We start from the raw sequence: 16955 nt of genomic DNA, 5'->3' as shown, positions 1-16955 counted from the left end.
ACCATCCACGCCTGGAGACCGACGATGCGCCTCAGCCCCCTGGTCCTGCTCGCCATCCTGCCCTTGGCCGCCTGCAGTCACGCCGGCAGCAGCACCACCCACGATCCCGCGCCGGCGCCCGTGGCCGATACCGCGCACGAATGCAGGCCGGAGGCGCTGGAAGCCTTCACCGGCAAGACCGCCGACGAAGCCACGATCAAGAAACTGGTGGCTGACAGCGGCGCGCGCGGTGCACGGGTGGTCAAGCCGGGCATGGCGGTGACCATGGACTTCCGCCAGGACCGCGTGACCGTGCAGGTGGATGCGCAGAACCGCATCGAGCGCGCCAGCTGCGGTTGATGTTCCCAGGGAAGTGCCGACCGCTGGCCGGCACCCCACATTGCCGGCCAGCGGCCGGCACTACCGCTCAGAGTCGCTCGGCCTTGCCGCTGGCCAGTGCGCGCGCGATCACCTGCTGTGCCTGCTGCGATGCCTGCGCATGCACGCGTGCCTGACGCTCGCCCAACGCGGCCTGTTGGCTGCCCAGTGCCGCCTGTCGGCTGGCCAGTTCAGACTGCTGGCTGGCCAGGCGCTGCATGTCACGGGTGCGGCCGGATTGCGCGGCCTCGCTGCGGGCTTCCTGCATTGCACGACGTGCCTCAGCGGCGGCCTCACGTGCAGCCTCACGTGCAACGGCCATATCGCTGGTCGCACCACGCGCCGCCTTCGCGGCTTCTGCGGCGGCCTCACGGTTGATGTCGTGGGCGGCCATCGCGCTGCGCGCTACTTCAGCGGCGGCCAGCGCAAGGCGGCGTGACTCCTCGCCCTGCAGGCGGCCCATCTCACCCATCTGCCTGCCGAGTTCGCCCTGCTCGCGACCCAGCACACTCTGCTGGCGGCCCAGTTCGCTCTGCTGGCGACCGAGGTCTGCGGCGCCGCTGTAGGCGCGCTGCAGGGTCTGGATCAGCATCGGGTCGCGTACCACATAGCGCTTGTCGCCCTGGCGGAACCACAGCGCCGGCCCCTTGCCGAGCTGCCTGCGGGCCACCGTTACATCGTCGATGCCGCCATTGGCGAAGGTCGAATCACCATCGACCAGCACGTAGGCCTGCAACGGCGACTTGCCGAGATCCAGGCGCCCGTAGGTGGTGATGGAGGTGGTGTGGGAAGTCGAATGTTCACTGTGCATGTCGGTATCCACATCGACATCCACGTCGACCGCCACATCGGCATCGTCCGGGCCTGACAGCGCCTCGACATCGGCCGGCTCGGCAGGCGGCGCGGGCGCCACCGGCACGGCCGGAACGCGCGCGGCCGAAGGCGGTGCGGGCGGCGCGTTCGGAGCCTTCGGCGGTGGCGGCACCACGGCCTTCGGTGCGGCCGGCGGCGCGGGCGGTGCCGGTGGCACTGGCGCAGCGACCAGCCGCATCGGTGCCACGCCCACCAGCACCACGACGGCGGTCAGTGCCATCGCCAGAATGCGCGGGCAGGCCCGGCGCGGCTGCAGCGAGAGCAGGCGACGCTTGAGGCTGGTGGTGTTCGGCGCGGCGCTGGCCACGCCCAGGTGTGGCTGCGGTGCCACGCCCAGCTGCAATAGCAGGCGGCCATAGGCCTGACGGCTCGCGCCATGCTGGCCAACCACGGCCGCATCCACCGCTTCTTCGCGGGCCTGTGCGTATTCGCGCACCGACAGGCGCAGCAGCGGGTGGAAGAAGAACAGGTGCTGGGCCAGTGCGGGCAGCAGGCCCCACTGCAGGTCACGCCGCTGCAGGTGTTGCAGTTCGTGAGTCAGTGCCAGGTCCAGCGCATCACCCTGCAGGGCGTTGTCGCCGGCCGGCAGCAGCAGCACCGGGCGGAACGGCCCGACCAGCTGCGGTGCGTCCACCTGCGTGCTCATCCACAACCGCGGCGCAGGACGCACGCCGTGCGCATCGGAGGCCAGTTGCAGGGCCTGCACCAGCGCTTCGTCCTCGCAGGGATAGGCGGCGGCCAGCAGCGCGCGGCAGCGGCGCCATTCACCAAAGGTGCGCAGGGCCATCAGCAGCACACCGGATGCCCACAGCGCAGCCAGTGCAACGGCCCACCACGCCACTGCCGGCACGTCCGCTGCAGGCACCGGCATCGTCGCCAGCAGCTGCGCCGAGGCTTCCGGCGCCAGCGGGTAGACCAGATCTGCGGCAACGTCGGTGGCGGTCATCGCCACCGCCTGCGGTGCCGGCAACCAGGCCAGCTGCAGCGGTTGGCTCCAGAACAGGCCGAGCACGGCCTGCAGCGACACCAGCCACCACAGGCGGCAGCGGGTGGCCGCCGACAGCGACGGCAGTGCGCGGCACACGCCGTACACCAGGGCCACCAGCAGCACGGTCTGCAGGCTGGTCCAGCCCAGCCGTTCCAACAACGGGATCAGCATCGTGGTGTCCATGGCTCAGCCCTCGTGGCGGCGCGATTGGAGTTCGGCGACCAGCGCTTCCAGCTCGGCCAGCTCGTTGTCGCTGACCTGCTGGCGCTGCGACAGGTAGGCCACGAACGGCGACACCGAGCCCTGCAGGGTGTTGTCGACGAACTGGGCCACTGCACCCTGCAGCACACTTTCCGGGCCACGCGTGGCCTGGTAGCGGTAGACGCCGTCCTGCTGCTGGCGACGAAGATACCCCTTCGCCCGCAGCCGCTCCATCATCGTCAGCACGGTGGACCGGGCCAGGCCACGGGCCTCGCCGTAGCCACTGGCGACCTCGCCGACGCTGGCCGGCGCATGTTCATCGATGTACTGCAGCAGGGCCAGTTCCTGGTCCCCGATCGTCTTGCCACGCATGACACCACTCCCTTGACTACACGTGTCGCCACTTTCAGTGTGACGACAACTGTAGTCAACCCCCCGGAAGTCATGGGCCGACGAACGGTAGGGGGGCGTGCCCCTCAGTACTCCACCCGATACCCGATCGAGAAGGTCCGCCCTGCCGCCGGCAGACTGGACATCTTCCCGTAGGTCGCCTCGGCCTGCTGGCCATAGACCGTGCGGTAGTCACGATCAGCCAGGTTGTAGATGCCGACACTGAAGCGGCCGCCTGCCAGCGGCAGCTCGCCGATCAGGTCGAACACCGCATAGCCGTGGATCTTCGCCGCCGGGGTAGCGCGGATGCTGGGACTGATCGCTGCGAGTGGTGCATCGCGCCAGGCACGATCGGTCCCGCCCACCACTTGTCCCTGCAGGCGCAGCAGGCTGTCATTGGCGAAGCGCCACTGCCCATGCACACCCGCCTTCAAGGGTGAAACGCGGAACGCATTGAGCTCACGCCAACGTCCGGCAGCATCGCGGTACTGGCCCCGGGTGCTGGCAAGGCTTGCGCCCAGCTCCAGCTGCGCCGTCGGCGTGTAGCGCAGGTTGGCCTCCACACCCCACACGCGCTCATCGGTGTCGGCCACCGACACGCTGTAGTCGCGGTTGAACTGCACGGTCTTGTCCGAGCGGTTGTAGAACGCGGTCACCGCGCTCTGCAGTGATGCATCGCTGCGGCGCCAGCCCAGCTCATAGCTGTCGACCTTGATCGGGCCGACGTTGCGGCTGTCGATGACGAAGCTTGCCGGTACATCGCGCAGCATGCGCTGGGTGTCGGGCAGGCTGAAGCCCTGCGAGACGTTGGCGAACAGCTGTTGCGATGCATCCATCCGGTACACCACGCCGGCATTGAACAGGGTCTGCGAGTGGCGCACGCGGCCGCCCCGCAGCAGGTGCGGCTGATACCCGGCAACGGCATCGGCGGTGATCGCTTCGGTGTAGGGAAGCGAGTCTTCTACGCGGTTGCGCAGGATCTGGTGGCGCACGCCGGCCTGCACGCTGAAGCGCTCACTCAGCGAATGGTCGGCCTGCAGGAACAGGCCGGTGGTATCCACGCGCACGTCCGGCCCCATCGCGTACTGCGCGGTGGGCTGGTAATCGAGACCGTTGCTGGCGATGAAGCGGTTGATGTCATACATCTGCCCGCGCTGGCTGTCCTGCTCGCGCTCGTGGTCCACGCCGTACGACAGCTGCAGGCTGCGGCCCGCCACGTCGAAACCCTTGTGCAGCGCTGTGCGCAGGCCCCACACATCGATATCGGTATTGGACTGCATCGCCACATAGGCGAAGCCACCGCGCAGTGCCGGGTGCACCAGCGTCGACACCGACGGGAACCAGCGCCCCTGCTCGTTGCGGTAATAGGCTTCCACGCTCAGTTCCTGCCCGCCCAGTACATCGCGGTTGCGGTACTGCGCATTCACTCCCTGGTGCCGGGTACGTGGCTGCGCCTCCAGCTGCAGGCCGGGCAGCGCCTGGTGGCTGGGCGTGAATGCTGGGTTGAACAGCGCAGCCAGGCGCGGGCCATAGTCGGGGCCATGATCACTGTCCTGCTGATCGTCGAACCAGCGCACGCCCACGCTCAACTGCTGGCTGTCCGTCGGGGTCCAGTCGAAGCGCGCATTGAGTTCGCGGGTCTCGGTGTCCTGCCGATCAGTCTGCGCGATCTCCGGGCCGATACGGCGGCCATGCGCATCCAGCGATGCGCCCTGCCGGCCATAGGCGATGCCGAACGCGCCACTGAACTGATCGCCGCGCACGGTCATGGTCTGCGCGGCGTTCCAGGCCAGCGTGTCATTGGACAGATGCGAGGGACTGCGCAGGCCGAACTGGCTGGCCAGCTGCACCGGCTGCTCACCGGGCTGCAGGGTGATGATGTTGATGATGCCGCCACTGGCACCGGCGCCATACAGCGCGGTGGCGCCGGAGATCACCTCGATGCGCTCGATCATGGTCGGCGAGATGCTGTTGAGCTGGCGCGACCCATCGCGTGCGCCGGTCAATGGCACGCCATCGATCATCACCTGCACGCTGCGGCCACGCATGGTCATGCCGTAGTTGCTGGTGGTCCCGCTGGCCGGCGCCAGCGACGGCACCAACTGGCCGAGGATGTCGGCGGTGCTGCGCCCGGCGGTGATCTGCTGGGCAATCTGCTCGCGCTCGATGGCATACACGGTGCCGGCGATCTCGGCCACGCTGCGTGCGCCTCGCACGGCGGTGACACTCACCGCATCCAGTTGCCGGGTGCCAGCCGTAGCGGACGTATTCTGCGCCGCCAGCTGGCCACTGATGGCCAACGCCAGCATCGCCAGCGGAAGGGTTGCTGCGGTATGCCGCATGGTGTCCTCGTTGCGTATCAGGGGGAGTTCGTGGGTGCTGCGAAGCGGCGCATCAGCGGCCGGCACAGCAGCAACCCGAGCGCCGAAACTGCCGCCAGCGCGATGTAGTAGATGGGGTAGCCCAGGCCCTTGGCGAGGAAGCCAGACAACGCGCCGCCGATGAAATTGACCAGCAGCTCGAAGCACACCAGCAGGGTGAAGTCAGTGCCGGCCTGGGCACGCGAACTGACCCGCATGAACAGGGCATACAGGCTGGTCATCGCCACATAGCGCAGCGCCAGCAGCGCGATCACCAGCGCGCCCAGACCCCACCGTGACGACGCCATCGCACCGCTGTAAAGCATCAACGCCAGCAGTACATACAACACGGTGCGCCACCAGCCAGCGTGCATCAGCAACTGCTCGGCCCGGCGCTGCTTGAGCAGCCAGGCGGCGGCCACCGCAGCCAGCATGCCGGTACCGGCACCGCCCACCGAGATCAGCAACCCGATCTCGGTCAGGCTGAACTGCTGGTCGACCAGCAGCGGGTTGATCATCGCCATGGCCGGCGCTTCCACCAGCCGGTACAGCACGATCAGCAGCAGCGCCCAGCGCAGTTCGCGGCGCCGCAGCGCACGCAGGATGCTCGGCCGCGGCGCGTCGGGCCTGGCCGGCGTTTCATTGATCTGCTGAACTGCCAGCAGGGTCAGTGCGCTCATTGCCGCCAGGCTCAGCAGGGCCACGCTCCAGCCGCGGGTTTCATACAGCCACAGCACACCGGCACCACCGATCATGCTGCCCAGGGCCACGCCCACGCTCTGCGCCATGCTGCCCAGCCGGTGCTCGGCCGGCGCCAGCGCCTCCACGGTATAGCCGTCGATGGCGATGTCCTGGGTGGCGGCAATGGTCGAGATCCACATGCCGACCAGCACGAACACGACCAGGCCATGATCCAGGCCGGTGAACGCCAGCACCAGGATCCCGGCCAGCAGCAACAGCTGGGTCAGCCACAGCCAGCTGCGGCGGCGGCCGAGGGCGGGCAGGTGCCAGCGGTCGACCAGCGGCGCCCACAGGAACTTCAGCGCCCACGGCAGGTACAGCAGCGACAACATGCCGATCCAGCGCAGATCCACGCCCTGGCTGCGCAGGATGGCCGGTACCGCCACGTTGTAGAAATACAGGGGCAAGGCATGCGCCATGTACAGCGCGACGATCACCCCCAGGCCGAACGGCGATGCGGCGGCGCGCTCAGTGCGCATCGGCCTGCTCCAGGTGCTCACCAATCCAGCGCATGCCCGCGCCGGCATCGGTGGTGACGAAGTAAGGCACGGCCCAGGCCGCGTGCAGCGCCGGGGTGTCCAGCCGCTGCCGCTCGGCGGCATCGCTGGCGATGCGTACCAGGCCCCGGCAGTACTGCCGGAAGGCGGCCTTGTACTGCTTGTACCAGACCGCCTGCAGGGCACGGTAATCGTCGCAGAAGGTGGCACCGGGCGCGGTGCTGGCAATGAAGTAGAAGGGACGGTGGGCCTCGATCAGCGCCTGCACGCGTTCCAGCCAGTACCGGATCTGGTCCGCATCCACCGCGCCATGGAAGACGGCACGCAGCACCACCGCCTCGTTGATCACCAGACCCATTGCCATCGACCTTCTTGCTGAACAGGGGAAAGGGGCAGTGGCCCAGCCCCGCAAATGAGAATAATTTGCAATACGATTGCAAGTTTAGGCGCGACGAAAGAAAATTTAGGCACGACAGCATTCGTGGGTGCCTTGCATGCAGGTCTATTCCTGCGCCGAACTGATGAGCGCCGCCCACGCGCTGGGCGGCCGGGTCGACTTTGAATCGGGCCTTCCCGATGCGCTGCCGGTGCTGGCCGGCTGGCAGCAGGTGCAGTCGATGGACAGCGGCCTGGTGCTCTACCTCAGCCGCAGCCAGGACATGGTCGGCGGCCGCAGCCAGAACTGCCTGCCTGCGGGTATCACCGCCAGTTTCCTGCTGCAGGGGCAGGCCGAAGTGGTCATCGCCAACCAGCGCTTGCAGATGGACAGCCGCCGGGACGGGAGCCCGGCGATGCTGGTCCACCTTCGTGAGGAGGAAGCGTTCCAGCGCCATTGGCAGGCGGGTCGTGAGGAAACCAAGGTCAGCCTGCACCTCGGCCGGGACTGGTTGTCGCGCCAGCTCGATGGCATTGCATCGGCCGGACTCACCCGCCTGCGACTGAGCCACGCACGCAACCAGGCGTGGCAACCGCCTGCGCCACTGCTGCGGCGGGCCGCAGCGTTGTTCGGGGCGGAAACGGCGGAGCCGCCTCTGCTGGCCAGCCTGCAACGCGAGAGCTTTGCGCTGGAAGTCGCGGCCAGCGTGGTTCGATCCGTGATCGCCGAACGCGAGGCGCCTGCCCCCAGCGCGCATCTGCGGCGTTGCGTGGACCAGTTGCAACAGTGGCTGCAGAGCGGCGAGGCCGATGGCCTGACCATCAACCAGATGGCGCGCAGGCTGGGTACGAACGCCGTCGACCTGCAAAGCACCTTCCAGCAGCTGCACGGCAGCAGCATCGCCGCCTGGCTGCGTGCTCTGCGCTTGCAACGGGCACACGATGCCCTGCTGCAACGACGGGTGTCAGTGGACGTGGCGGCCAGCCTGGCCGGGTACGCCCATACCAGCAGCTTCAGTGCCGCGTTCAAGCGACAGTTCGGAACGTCCCCCTCCCGGATCCGCTAGCAGCGTGCCCGCCTGCCGAACCGGAACCTGCGCTCGCCGCGCGTACAGCACTTAAACCTTCTCCACGTTCCCTGCATCCGATCCTCGACGCCCCGCCGGAATCCCGCATGTTCCGCCCAACGCTTCGAGTCATGCTCATGCTCATCACTGCCCTGCCCTTCGCCGCCATCTCCGCCAGCCAGGACCAGGCCAACGACCAGACCCGCCGCCTGATCCGCCAGATCATGCTGGAGCAGCGCATTCCCGGGCTGCAGGTCGCGGTGATCAAAGACGGGCAGATCGTGTTGTCCGAAGCCTACGGCCTGGCCAATGTCGAGAACGGTGTGCTCGCCTCGCGCGACACCCGCTTTCCGCTCAATTCGGCCACCAAGGCGTTCACCGGCGTGGCTGCCGCGCAGCTGGCCCAGCAGGGGCAGCTGGATCTGGACGCGCCGGCCTCGCGTTACCTGGATGATCTTCCGGCAGCGTGGAGAGACGTACGCGTACGCCAGTTGCTTGCGCATACCTCAGGCCTTCCGGACATCCTTGATGCGAATGGGCTGTTGGGCGGTGGCTCCGAAGCGCAGGCGTGGACAGCCGTCACTGCGCGGCCGGTCGAAGCCGTACCCGGGCAGCGCTTCGCCTACAACCAGACTAACTACGTACTGCTGGCACGGATCATCGCGCAGCAATCCGGCATGTCCTACGAACGCTTCCTCGCCACCCGCCAGTTCAGCAGCGCGCGCATGGCGCGCACCACCTTCGGCGACAGCTACGACCTGATCCCGGATGTGGCGACGATGTACAGCCTGGCCCCGCGTGCCACCGACGCAGCCGATGCACCGCCGCGCCTGTCGCACTGGTTCTACGACATACCGCCTTCACTGTGGGCCGGTGGTGGCATCCTCACCACCGCCGATGACACCGCGCGCTGGCTGGTCGCGTTGACCGACGGGCGCCTGCTTCAGGATGCAGCTCGGAAGAGGATGTGGACCGCAGAGCGCCTCACCGATGGCCGTGCCGGCCCATGGGCGGGCGGCTGGCCGGTGCTGCGCGCATCGCCCGACCTGCAGGTGGCCGGCATCGGTGGCGCGCGATCGGCCTTCATCGTCTACCCCGACCGCGGCGTGGCGGTGGTGGTGCTGACCAATCTGGTCGGTGCCAATCCACAGCAGTTCATTCCGCGCATTGCCGATCTCCATGCGCCTGCGGTGACCGTGCCCTGAGGCTGCCGGCCAGCGGCCGGCACTACCGAAGCATCGGCCGCGCCGACGGCCATTTCCGGCAGAATCGGTGCGTCAGCCGTGCGGCCCGCCCATCACCGGCAGGATCACCCCACTGATGTAGCTGGCACAGACCGGCGAGGCCAGGAATACATAGGCCGGCGACAGTTCTTCAGGCTGTGCGGGCCGCCCCATGTCGCTGTCCTTGCCGAACTCCGCCACGTCCTCCGCCGGCTTGTCGGCCGGGTTCAGCGGCGTCCACACCGGTCCCGGCGCCACACAGTTGACCCGGATGCCGCGCGGCAGCAGCTGGCTGGCCAGCGATTTGGTGAACGCGTGGATCGCGCCCTTGGTCGCCGAGTAATCGATCAGCGCCTTGCTGCCGAAGATTCCCGTTTCCGATCCTGTGTTGATGATGCTGGCACCCTCGCCCAGATGCGGCAGTACCGCGCGCGCCATCTGTATGTAACCGCCGATGTTGGTCTGCAGGGTTTCCTGCAGATGCGCGTCTTCCAGGTCTTCCAGCCGCTCGCAATGCAGCTGGAACGCGGCATTGTTGACCAGGATGTCGATGCCGCCGAACGCCTTGGCCACCTGCTTGACCGCCTTGTTGCAGAAGCGCGGATCGCGCACGTCGCCGGCGATCACCACGCAGCGGCCGCCTTCGCGCTCCACGTGCTGGCGGGTGATGTCCGCGTCCTCGGCCTCGTCCAGGTGCAGTACCGCCACATCGGCGCCTTCGCGTGCGAACAGCACCGCCACTGCACGGCCAATGCCGGAATCACCACCGGTGACGATCGCACGCATGCCCTGCAGCTTGCCGCTGCCGGTGTAGTCCGGTGCAAGGAAACGCGGCGCCAGCTCCAGTTCGTGTTCGTGCCCTGGCTTGGCCAGCTGCTGCGCCGGCATCGCCTCCGGCTGACGGCGTGCGCCTGCCTGGGTCGCGGTCTTCTTTGTCGCCTTCTTTGCCGCGCGCACATCCTTGGACTTTTCCTGGTCCTGCAGGCGCCGCTGCCGGGCCGCAACGCGCGCTGCCCGCGGATCGCTGGCAGCCGCCTTGCGGGTTGCGGTCTTCACCACGCGCGGGCGATCGGGGTCGGCGACGGTCTTGGTTGCGGTGCTGCCTTTGCGCACCTTCGGCGATGCCTTGCGGCGGGCGGGGGTCTTCTTGGCGGTGGCCATGCAGGTCTCCTCGGGGGGAATGGGGTTGCCGGCCAGCGGCCGGCACTACCCGGGGCGGCATCCGCCGCGCCTGCAGTGTCTCCACCTATGCTGTTGGCGGCAGTGAGCGCACCGTGTCCACGATGTGCACGGTATTCATTCCGCCACCACGTGCGACGTCGCACGCTGCACGCAACCACACAAGGAACGCCACCATGAAACATGCCATCGCCACCACCGCCGTCTGCTTCGCCCTCGCCGCCTGCAGCAGCACGCCGATGGCCCAGGTACAGCCGATCGACGGCGTCATTTCCGGGCAGTGCCACAGCGACATGGTGCGCGGCGCACTGGGCCTGGCCGCTTCGGACGCCACCGTGGCCCGCGCCCGCGTGGACAGCGACAGCCTGCACGTGCGGGTGCTGCGCCACGACGGTCCGCGGGTGCCGCCGGCCAGCGAGGGCGGCGATCGCCTGACCATCGAGAAGGGCCGCACCAACAACATCACCGCGATCTACTGCGGCTGAGCCTGCGCGCCCTGCGCAGCACGCGCAGGGTGGCCTGTTCCCACTGGCGCGGCCCACGCAGACCGGCCAGCTTGGCCAGTTCACCGCGCTCCCAGCCGGCGAACACGCACGGGTCGATGTAGGCCTTGCGGCACACCGCCGGAGTGTTGCCCAGCAGCGATGCCACTTCGCACACCACCGCGCGCTGCGCCTGCGCCAGCGCGCGCTGACTGGCCGGTTCCGGCAGTTCGGTGGCGGCAAACGCCTGCACCGCCGCCACCGTGCCGCCCCAGGTGCGGAAATCCTTGGCAGTGAAGTCCTCGCCCATCACCTCGCGCAGGTAGTCGTTCACTGCACTGGAATCCACCGGCTGCAGCACACCTTCATCATCGCGATACTGGAACAGCGCCTGCCCCGGCAGCTGCTGCAGGCGCCGCACCAGCAGCCCCAGCTTGCGGTCGCCCACGGTCACCTCCTGCAGCTGCCCGGACTTGCCGCGGAAGCGCATGCGCACCCGGCCGCCGCGCAGCAGCTCCAGATGGCGGTTGCGCAGTGTGGTCAGTCCGAACGAACGGTTCTGTTGTGCATAGGTTTCATTGCCAACCCGAACCAGGGTGTCCGCCAACAGCGCCACCACCATGGCCAGCACTTTTTCCTTCGGGAACCCCGGCCGTTTCAGATCCCGCGACAACCGCCGCCGCAGCGTGGGCAAGGCCTCGCCAAAGGCGATGATGCGGTCGAACTTGCCGGCATCGCGCTCCTTCGCCCAGTCGGCGTGGTAGCGGTACTGCTTGCGCCCGCGTGCATCGCGGCCGGTGGCCTGCAGGTGGCCGTTGGCGTGGGCGCAGATCCATACGGCGGTATACGCCGGCGGAATCGCCAGCGCCCGGATGCGTTGCAGGGTGGTGGCGTCGCGTATCGCGTGGCCATCGGCATCGCGGTAGCTGAAACCCTTGCCGGCGCGGCGCCGGCTGATGCCCGGCTGGGTGTCATCGACATAGCGCAGGCCGGCCGCGCGCGCGGCCTGTCGTTCGGGGGTGGAGGGGGTTGGCATGTCGGTAGTGTCGCCGTCGCCATGCCGCGATCCTGTCGATAACACAAGACAAACACGTGAGGGCCGGTTCGCCGCTATGCTCGGGTCTTCACAACCCCTTCCGGAGTCATGATGTCGTTCCCGATTCGCGCCCGTTCGCTCTCCGCCCTGTTGCTGCCGGCCGTGCTGGCCCTGACCGCCTGCCAGGCACCGGCGCTGGATGAACAGGATTCGGCCACGGCCCATGCCCAGCAGGCTGCCGAAGCCGCCAAGGCACCGGCCGACGAAGCCGGCAAGGCCACCGAGGCTCCGCCGGTCGGCACCTGCGATGCCAGCCAGGTGCAGAGCCTGGTCGGCCAGACCTACACCGACGCGCTGGGCAAGCAGGCGCAGGAAGATGCCGGCGCCAACCAGGTGCGCGTGCTCAAGCCCAACGACGTGGCCACGATGGAGTTCCTCGGCGACCGCCTGAACATCGAAGTGGACGCCAAGGGCGCCGTCAGCGGCGCGCGCTGCGGCTGAGTCCGGCCCCGCGCCGGCACTGGGTTGCCGGCGCGTTCTGTTGCACCTGCAACCGTGTATTGCGGCGTTGCAGCAACCTGTGATCTAGTCGAGGCATCCGGTGGCCTCACGATGCGCTCCAGGGATTGAGCGGGCTTGAGTGTCCCCGTTCAATTCATTCCGCATCGAGGTAGAGATGGCCCCCCGCAACCGCCAAGGGCTTTACGACCCGCGCTCCGAGCGCGATGCCTGTGGATTTGGCATGGTCGCCCAGCTCGACGATCAACCATCGCGCCTGTTGGTTGATACCGCCATCGCCGCGCTTTCGCGCATGACCCACCGTGGCGGTGTCGCCGCCGATGGCCTGACCGGCGATGGCTGCGGCCTGCTGCTGCGCCGCCCCGATGCGTTCCTGAAACTGCTGGCCAGCGAAGCCGGCATCGCGGTCTCCGCACGCTTCGCCGCCGGCCTGGTGTTCCTGCCGCACGACGCCGACGCGGCGCAGGCCTGCCGCGCGCAGCTGCAGGCGCAGGTGGAAGCGGTGGGCTGCAAGGTCGCCGGCTGGCGCGAGGTGCCCACCGATGACAGCGTCTGCGGCCAGCTGGCGCGCGACACGTTGCCGCGCATCGAGCAGGTGTTCGTCGACGCCGGCATCGGCCAGGACGATGCCGGCTTCGCGCTGGCGCTGTTCCTGGCCCGTCGCCGCAGCGAACAGCAGCTGCGCGAACACGCCGACTTCTACGTCACCACCCTCACCCCGGATGCGATCAGCTACAAGGGCATGGTGCTGCCGGACAAGCTCAGCCGCTTCTTCCCGGACCTGCAGCGCCGCGAGCTGGCCTCCAGCGCGATCGTGTTCCACCAGCGCTTCTCCACCAACACGCTGCCGCGCTGGCCGCTGGCGCACCCGTTCCGCATGCTCGCCCACAACGGCGAGATCAACACCATTGAAGGCAACCGGCGTTGGGCGCAGGCGCGCAGCAAGGTGTGGAAGACACCGCGCTTCGACATCGGTGAATTCGACCCGGTCATCTCCATGCACGGCTCCGATTCGCAGAGCCTGGACAACATGCTGGAGCTGATGGTCGCCGGTGGCATGGAGCTGATCCAGGCGCTGCGCATCCTGGTGCCGCCGGCTACGCAGTCGCTGGAATTCAAGGACCCGGACCTGGCGGCCTTCTACGAGTTCCACGGCCTGAACAGCGAGCCGTGGGATGGCCCGGCCGGCATCGTCGCCTGCGACAGCCGCTATGCGGTGTGCACCTTGGACCGTAACGGCCTGCGCCCGGCGCGCTGGATGCTGACCGCCGACCGCCACTTCCTGGTTGCCTCCGAAGCGGGTGTGTGGGAGGTGCCGACCGAGCGCGTGGTGCGCAAGGGCAAGCTCGGCCCCGGCGAAATGGTGGCCATCGATCTCAAGCGCGGTGACCTGCTCGACTCCGATGCGGTGGATCGCATCAACCGCGGTCGCGCGCCGTACAAGCAATGGCTGCAGCAGGGCGTGACCTACCTGCAGACCGAACTGATCGATCCCTCGCTGGTGGAGGAACCCTTCGACGAAGGCACGCTGCGCAGCTACCACAAGCTCTACCAGCTCAGCAGCGAGGAAGTGGAGCAGGTGCTGCGACCGCTGGCCGAGACCGAGCAGGAAGCCACTGGCTCGATGGGCGACGACACGCCGATGGCGGTGCTGAGCCAGCGCAGCCGCCCGCTGTACGACTACTTCCGCCAGGCGTTCGCGCAGGTCACCAACCCGCCGATCGATCCGCTGCGCGAAGACTGCGCGATGTCACTGTCCACCCAGCTCGGCAAGGAGACCAACATCTTCCACGCCGGCCCGGAGACGGTGAACCACGTCATCCTCAACTCGCCGGTACTGAGCCAGCGCAAGCTGCGCCAGCTGCTGAAGATGGACCAGTACGTGCAGGCCAACCGCCTGCTGGACCTGTCCTACAGCGAAGACGAGGGCCTGCGCGCCGGCATCGAGCGCATCTGCGCCGAGGCCGAACAGGCCGCGCGCGAGGGTATGGTGATGCTGCTGCTGTCCGACCGCTACCCGGTGGCCGGGCGGCCGATGGTGCATGCCCTGCTCGCCACCAGCGCCATCCACCACCACCTCTCGCGGCTGGGCCTGCGCTGCGACGTGAATCTCATCGTCGAGACCGGCACCGCGCGCGACCCGCACCACATGGCCTGCCTGCTCGGCTTCGGCGCTACCGCGGTGTACCCGTACCTGGCCTACCAGACCCTGTTCGACCTGGGCCGACGCGGCATCCTCAAGCTCAGCAAGGGCGGTGAGCAGTCGCAGATCGGCCGCCGCTACCGCAAGGGCGTCTACAAGGGCCTGTCGAAGATCATCTCGAAGATGGGCATCTGTACCGTGGCCAGCTACCGCGGCGCGCAGCTGTTCGAGATCATCGGCCTGGAACCGGAAGTCGTGGACCTGTGCTTCCCGGATACCGCTTCGCGCATCGGTGGTGCCGGTTTCGCGCGCCTGGATGCCGACGCACGCGAGCTGTGCGCGCAGGCCTGGGATGCGCAGCAGGACGTGGATGTCGGCGGCCTGCTGAAGTACGTGCACGGCGGCGAGTACCACATGTACAACCCGGACGTGGTGACCACCCTGCAGCGCGCGGCGCGCAGCGGCGATCCGCGTGCCTGGCAGCAGTACTGCGATGCCGTGCACGCGCGTCCGCCGTCGGCACTGCGCGACCTGCTGCAGCTGGTGCCGGCCGCTGCGCCGACACCACTCGATGACGTGGCGCCGGCCAGCGAACTGTTCCCGCGCTTCGATACCGCGGCGATCAGCCTGGGTGCACTGTCACCTGAGGCACACGAGGCGCTGGCGATTGCGATGAACCGCCTCGGTGGTCGCAGCAATTCCGGCGAAGGCGGCGAAGATCCCGCACGCTATGGCACCGCCAAGCGCAGCAAGATCAAGCAGGTGGCCTCGGGCCGCTTCGGCGTCACCGCCGAATACCTGGTCAATGCCGAAGTGCTGCAGATCAAGGTCGCGCAGGGCGCCAAGCCCGGCGAAGGCGGCCAGCTGCCTGGGCACAAGGTCAACGAGCTGATCGCGCGGCTGCGCTACGCGCGTCCAGGCATCGGCCTGATCTCGCCGCCGCCGCACCATGACATCTATTCGATCGAAGACCTGGCGCAGCTGATCTACGACCTCAAGCAGGTCAACCCGACCGCGCTGGTGTCGGTGAAGCTGGTCAGCCATGCCGGCGTCGGCACGATTGCCGCCGGCGTGGTCAAGGCCGGTGCGGACCTGATCACCATTTCCGGCCATGACGGCGGCACCGGCGCCTCGCCGGTCAGCTCGATCCGCTATGCCGGCGTACCGTGGGAACTGGGCGTGGCCGAAGCGCACCAGGCGCTGCTGGCCAACGACCTGCGCGGGCGCACCCTGCTGCAGACCGACGGCGGCCTGAAGACCGGTCTGGACGTGGTCAAGGCCGCGCTGCTGGGTGCGGACAGTTTCGGCTTCGGCACCGCGCCGATGATCGTGCTGGGCTGCAAGTACCTGCGCATCTGCCACCTCAACAACTGCGCCACCGGCGTGGCCACCCAGGACGAGCGCCTGCGCGAGAACCACTTCACCGGCCAGCCCGAGCGCGTAGAGAATTTCTTCCGCCTGCTGGCCGAGGAAGTGCGTGGCTGGCTGTCGTACCTGGGTGTGCGTTCGCTGGAAGAAATCGTAGGCCGCACCGACCTGCTGCGGCAGATCGAGGCGGCGCCGCGCGACGGCGTGCGCGTGGACCTGTCACGCCTGCTGGCCGACAGCCGCTATGAGGGCAGCCACTGTGCCGCGCAGCGCCTGTACGAATCGCCGGACAGCCTGGCCACGCAGATGGACGGCCTGCTGGCCCCGGCCATCGAACACAAGCGCGGTGGCGAACACCGCTTCCTGATCCACAACACCGACCGCAGCATCGGCACCCGCCTGGCCGGTGCGGTGGCGCGCGCACACGGCAACCAGGGCATGGCCGAGGCGCCGCTGGAACTGCGTTTCCGCGGCAGTGCCGGGCAGAGCTTCGGCGCGTTCAACGTCGGTGGCCTGCACCTGGAAGTGGAAGGCGAAGCCAACGACTACGTCGGCAAGGGCATGGCTGGCGGCCGCCTGGTGGTGCGTCCGCCGCGCGGCGCCCGCTTCGAGGCACGCAGCACCGCGATCATCGGCAACACCTGCCTGTACGGTGCCACCGGCGGTGAACTGTTCGCTGCCGGTCGTGCCGGCGAACGTTTCGCCGTGCGCAATTCCGGCGCGCTGGCGGTGGTGGAAGGCGCCGGTGACCACTGCTGCGAGTACATGACTGATGGCGTGGTGCTGGTACTGGGCAAGGTCGGCCTGAACTTCGGTGCGGGTTTCACCGGCGGGCTGGCCTACGTGCTGGACGTCGACCGCGATTTCGTCGACCGCTACAACCACGAACTGATCGACATCCATCGCGTCTCCGCCGAAGGCTTCGAGAACTACCGCCAGCACCTGCACCGCCTGATCGGCCGCCATCGCGAGCTGACCGGCAGCATCTGGGCGCAGCAGATCCTGGACGAGTTCCGCGACTACATCGGCAAGTTCTGGCTGGTCAAACCGAAGGCCGCCAGCATCGAGTCACTGACCGAAACCCTGCGACGCGCCGCGTAACGGTAGTGCCGGCCGCTGGCCGGCATCCCAGGATCACGTAGTGCCGGCCGCTGGC

The 16955-nt window shown here is 68.1% G+C and carries 13 protein-coding genes; 6 read left to right on the top strand and 7 right to left on the bottom strand.

Annotated features, from left to right (window positions below; all coding sequences use genetic code 11):
• Positions 1–24 precede the first annotated feature (24 nt).
• Complete coding sequence (locus ACSYS9_RS00380) at positions 25–339, top strand: I78 family peptidase inhibitor (protein WP_071228629.1); 315 nt, start codon at positions 25–27, stop codon at positions 337–339.
• Positions 340–406: 67 nt separating this feature from the next.
• Here the strand turns inward: ACSYS9_RS00380 and ACSYS9_RS00375 are convergent, their stop codons facing one another.
• The 5 genes from ACSYS9_RS00375 to ACSYS9_RS00355 form a co-directional block, all read right to left on the bottom strand.
• Complete coding sequence (locus tag ACSYS9_RS00375) at positions 407–2401, bottom strand: M56 family metallopeptidase (protein WP_071228630.1); 1995 nt, start codon at positions 2399–2401, stop codon at positions 407–409.
• A 3-nt stretch (positions 2402–2404) separates the two neighbouring features.
• Positions 2405–2791 carry a BlaI/MecI/CopY family transcriptional regulator gene (locus tag ACSYS9_RS00370; RefSeq protein ID WP_004133922.1) on the bottom strand — a complete coding sequence of 129 codons (387 nt, stop codon included), beginning with the start codon at positions 2789–2791 and terminating at the stop codon, positions 2405–2407.
• Positions 2792–2895: 104 nt separating this feature from the next.
• Positions 2896–5151, bottom strand: coding sequence for a TonB-dependent receptor (locus tag ACSYS9_RS00365; protein WP_071228688.1), 2256 nt, complete (start codon positions 5149–5151; stop codon positions 2896–2898).
• Between the two features lie 17 nt (positions 5152–5168).
• Positions 5169–6389: an MFS transporter gene (locus tag ACSYS9_RS00360; RefSeq protein WP_071228631.1), complete on the bottom strand. Its 1221-nt coding sequence runs from the start codon at positions 6387–6389 to the stop codon at positions 5169–5171.
• The gene (locus ACSYS9_RS00355) at positions 6379–6771 is read right to left on the bottom strand and encodes a hypothetical protein (protein WP_256201245.1); all 393 of its coding nucleotides are present in this window, start codon (positions 6769–6771) and stop codon (positions 6379–6381) included. The genes ACSYS9_RS00360 and ACSYS9_RS00355 overlap by 11 nt, the downstream gene beginning before the upstream one ends.
• 130 nt (positions 6772–6901) lie before the next feature.
• Between ACSYS9_RS00355 and ACSYS9_RS00350 the strand changes: the two genes are divergently transcribed.
• Entirely contained in the window at positions 6902–7849 is a 948-nt protein-coding gene (locus ACSYS9_RS00350; protein ID WP_071228632.1) for a helix-turn-helix transcriptional regulator, read from the top strand.
• A 137-nt stretch (positions 7850–7986) separates the two neighbouring features.
• A complete protein-coding gene (locus ACSYS9_RS00345) occupies positions 7987–9054 on the top strand; it encodes a serine hydrolase domain-containing protein (RefSeq protein WP_071228690.1) in 1068 nt (355 codons plus the stop codon).
• 72 nt (positions 9055–9126) lie between these two features.
• Here ACSYS9_RS00345 and ACSYS9_RS00340 read toward each other — a convergent pair whose 3' ends face one another.
• Positions 9127–10233: an SDR family oxidoreductase gene (locus ACSYS9_RS00340; RefSeq protein WP_071228633.1), complete on the bottom strand. Its 1107-nt coding sequence runs from the start codon at positions 10231–10233 to the stop codon at positions 9127–9129.
• A gap of 194 nt (positions 10234–10427) precedes the next feature.
• Between ACSYS9_RS00340 and ACSYS9_RS00335 the strand changes: the two genes are divergently transcribed.
• Positions 10428–10736 carry a hypothetical protein gene (locus ACSYS9_RS00335; RefSeq protein ID WP_004153470.1) on the top strand — a complete coding sequence of 103 codons (309 nt, stop codon included), beginning with the start codon at positions 10428–10430 and terminating at the stop codon, positions 10734–10736.
• On the opposite strand, the gene ACSYS9_RS00330 is transcribed toward ACSYS9_RS00335, so the two are convergent.
• Positions 10714–11769: a DNA topoisomerase IB gene (locus tag ACSYS9_RS00330; protein ID WP_071228634.1), complete on the bottom strand. Its 1056-nt coding sequence runs from the start codon at positions 11767–11769 to the stop codon at positions 10714–10716. The genes ACSYS9_RS00335 and ACSYS9_RS00330 overlap by 23 nt on opposite strands.
• A gap of 111 nt (positions 11770–11880) precedes the next feature.
• Between ACSYS9_RS00330 and ACSYS9_RS00325 the strand changes: the two genes are divergently transcribed.
• Together ACSYS9_RS00325 and gltB are read left to right on the top strand one after the other, a co-directional pair.
• Positions 11881–12270 (top strand): I78 family peptidase inhibitor, encoded by a 390-nt coding sequence (locus ACSYS9_RS00325; RefSeq protein WP_004133799.1) that lies wholly within the window; start codon positions 11881–11883, stop codon positions 12268–12270.
• A 175-nt stretch (positions 12271–12445) separates the two neighbouring features.
• Complete coding sequence (gltB, locus tag ACSYS9_RS00320) at positions 12446–16900, top strand: glutamate synthase large subunit (protein WP_071228691.1); 4455 nt, start codon at positions 12446–12448, stop codon at positions 16898–16900.
• The last annotated feature ends 55 nt before the right edge of the window (positions 16901–16955 follow it).

The sequence above is a fragment of the Stenotrophomonas sp. STK17_22 genome, assembly GCF_051983905.1.
Classification (GTDB): Bacteria; Pseudomonadota; Gammaproteobacteria; order Xanthomonadales; family Xanthomonadaceae; genus Stenotrophomonas; species Stenotrophomonas maltophilia_A.
This window is presented reverse-complemented; position numbering and strand designations above follow the sequence as displayed.

Excerpts from the sequence above, each read along its gene's own strand:
- ACSYS9_RS00330 (WP_071228634.1), bottom strand. The coding sequence starts at position 11,769 with ATGCCAACCCCCTCCACCCCCGAACGACAGGCCGCGCGCGCGGCCGGC.
- ACSYS9_RS00380 (WP_071228629.1), top strand. The coding sequence starts at position 25 with ATGCGCCTCAGCCCCCTGGTCCTGCTCGCCATCCTGCCCTTGGCCGCC.
- ACSYS9_RS00370 (WP_004133922.1), bottom strand. The coding sequence starts at position 2,791 with ATGCGTGGCAAGACGATCGGGGACCAGGAACTGGCCCTGCTGCAGTAC.
- ACSYS9_RS00340 (WP_071228633.1), bottom strand. The coding sequence starts at position 10,233 with ATGGCCACCGCCAAGAAGACCCCCGCCCGCCGCAAGGCATCGCCGAAG.
- ACSYS9_RS00375 (WP_071228630.1), bottom strand. The coding sequence starts at position 2,401 with ATGGACACCACGATGCTGATCCCGTTGTTGGAACGGCTGGGCTGGACC.
- ACSYS9_RS00355 (WP_256201245.1), bottom strand. The coding sequence starts at position 6,771 with ATGGCAATGGGTCTGGTGATCAACGAGGCGGTGGTGCTGCGTGCCGTC.
- ACSYS9_RS00335 (WP_004153470.1), top strand. The coding sequence starts at position 10,428 with ATGAAACATGCCATCGCCACCACCGCCGTCTGCTTCGCCCTCGCCGCC.
- gltB (WP_071228691.1), top strand. The coding sequence starts at position 12,446 with ATGGCCCCCCGCAACCGCCAAGGGCTTTACGACCCGCGCTCCGAGCGC.
- ACSYS9_RS00325 (WP_004133799.1), top strand. The coding sequence starts at position 11,881 with ATGTCGTTCCCGATTCGCGCCCGTTCGCTCTCCGCCCTGTTGCTGCCG.
- ACSYS9_RS00360 (WP_071228631.1), bottom strand. The coding sequence starts at position 6,389 with ATGCGCACTGAGCGCGCCGCCGCATCGCCGTTCGGCCTGGGGGTGATC.
- ACSYS9_RS00365 (WP_071228688.1), bottom strand. The coding sequence starts at position 5,151 with ATGCGGCATACCGCAGCAACCCTTCCGCTGGCGATGCTGGCGTTGGCC.
- ACSYS9_RS00350 (WP_071228632.1), top strand. The coding sequence starts at position 6,902 with ATGCAGGTCTATTCCTGCGCCGAACTGATGAGCGCCGCCCACGCGCTG.
- ACSYS9_RS00345 (WP_071228690.1), top strand. The coding sequence starts at position 7,987 with ATGCTCATCACTGCCCTGCCCTTCGCCGCCATCTCCGCCAGCCAGGAC.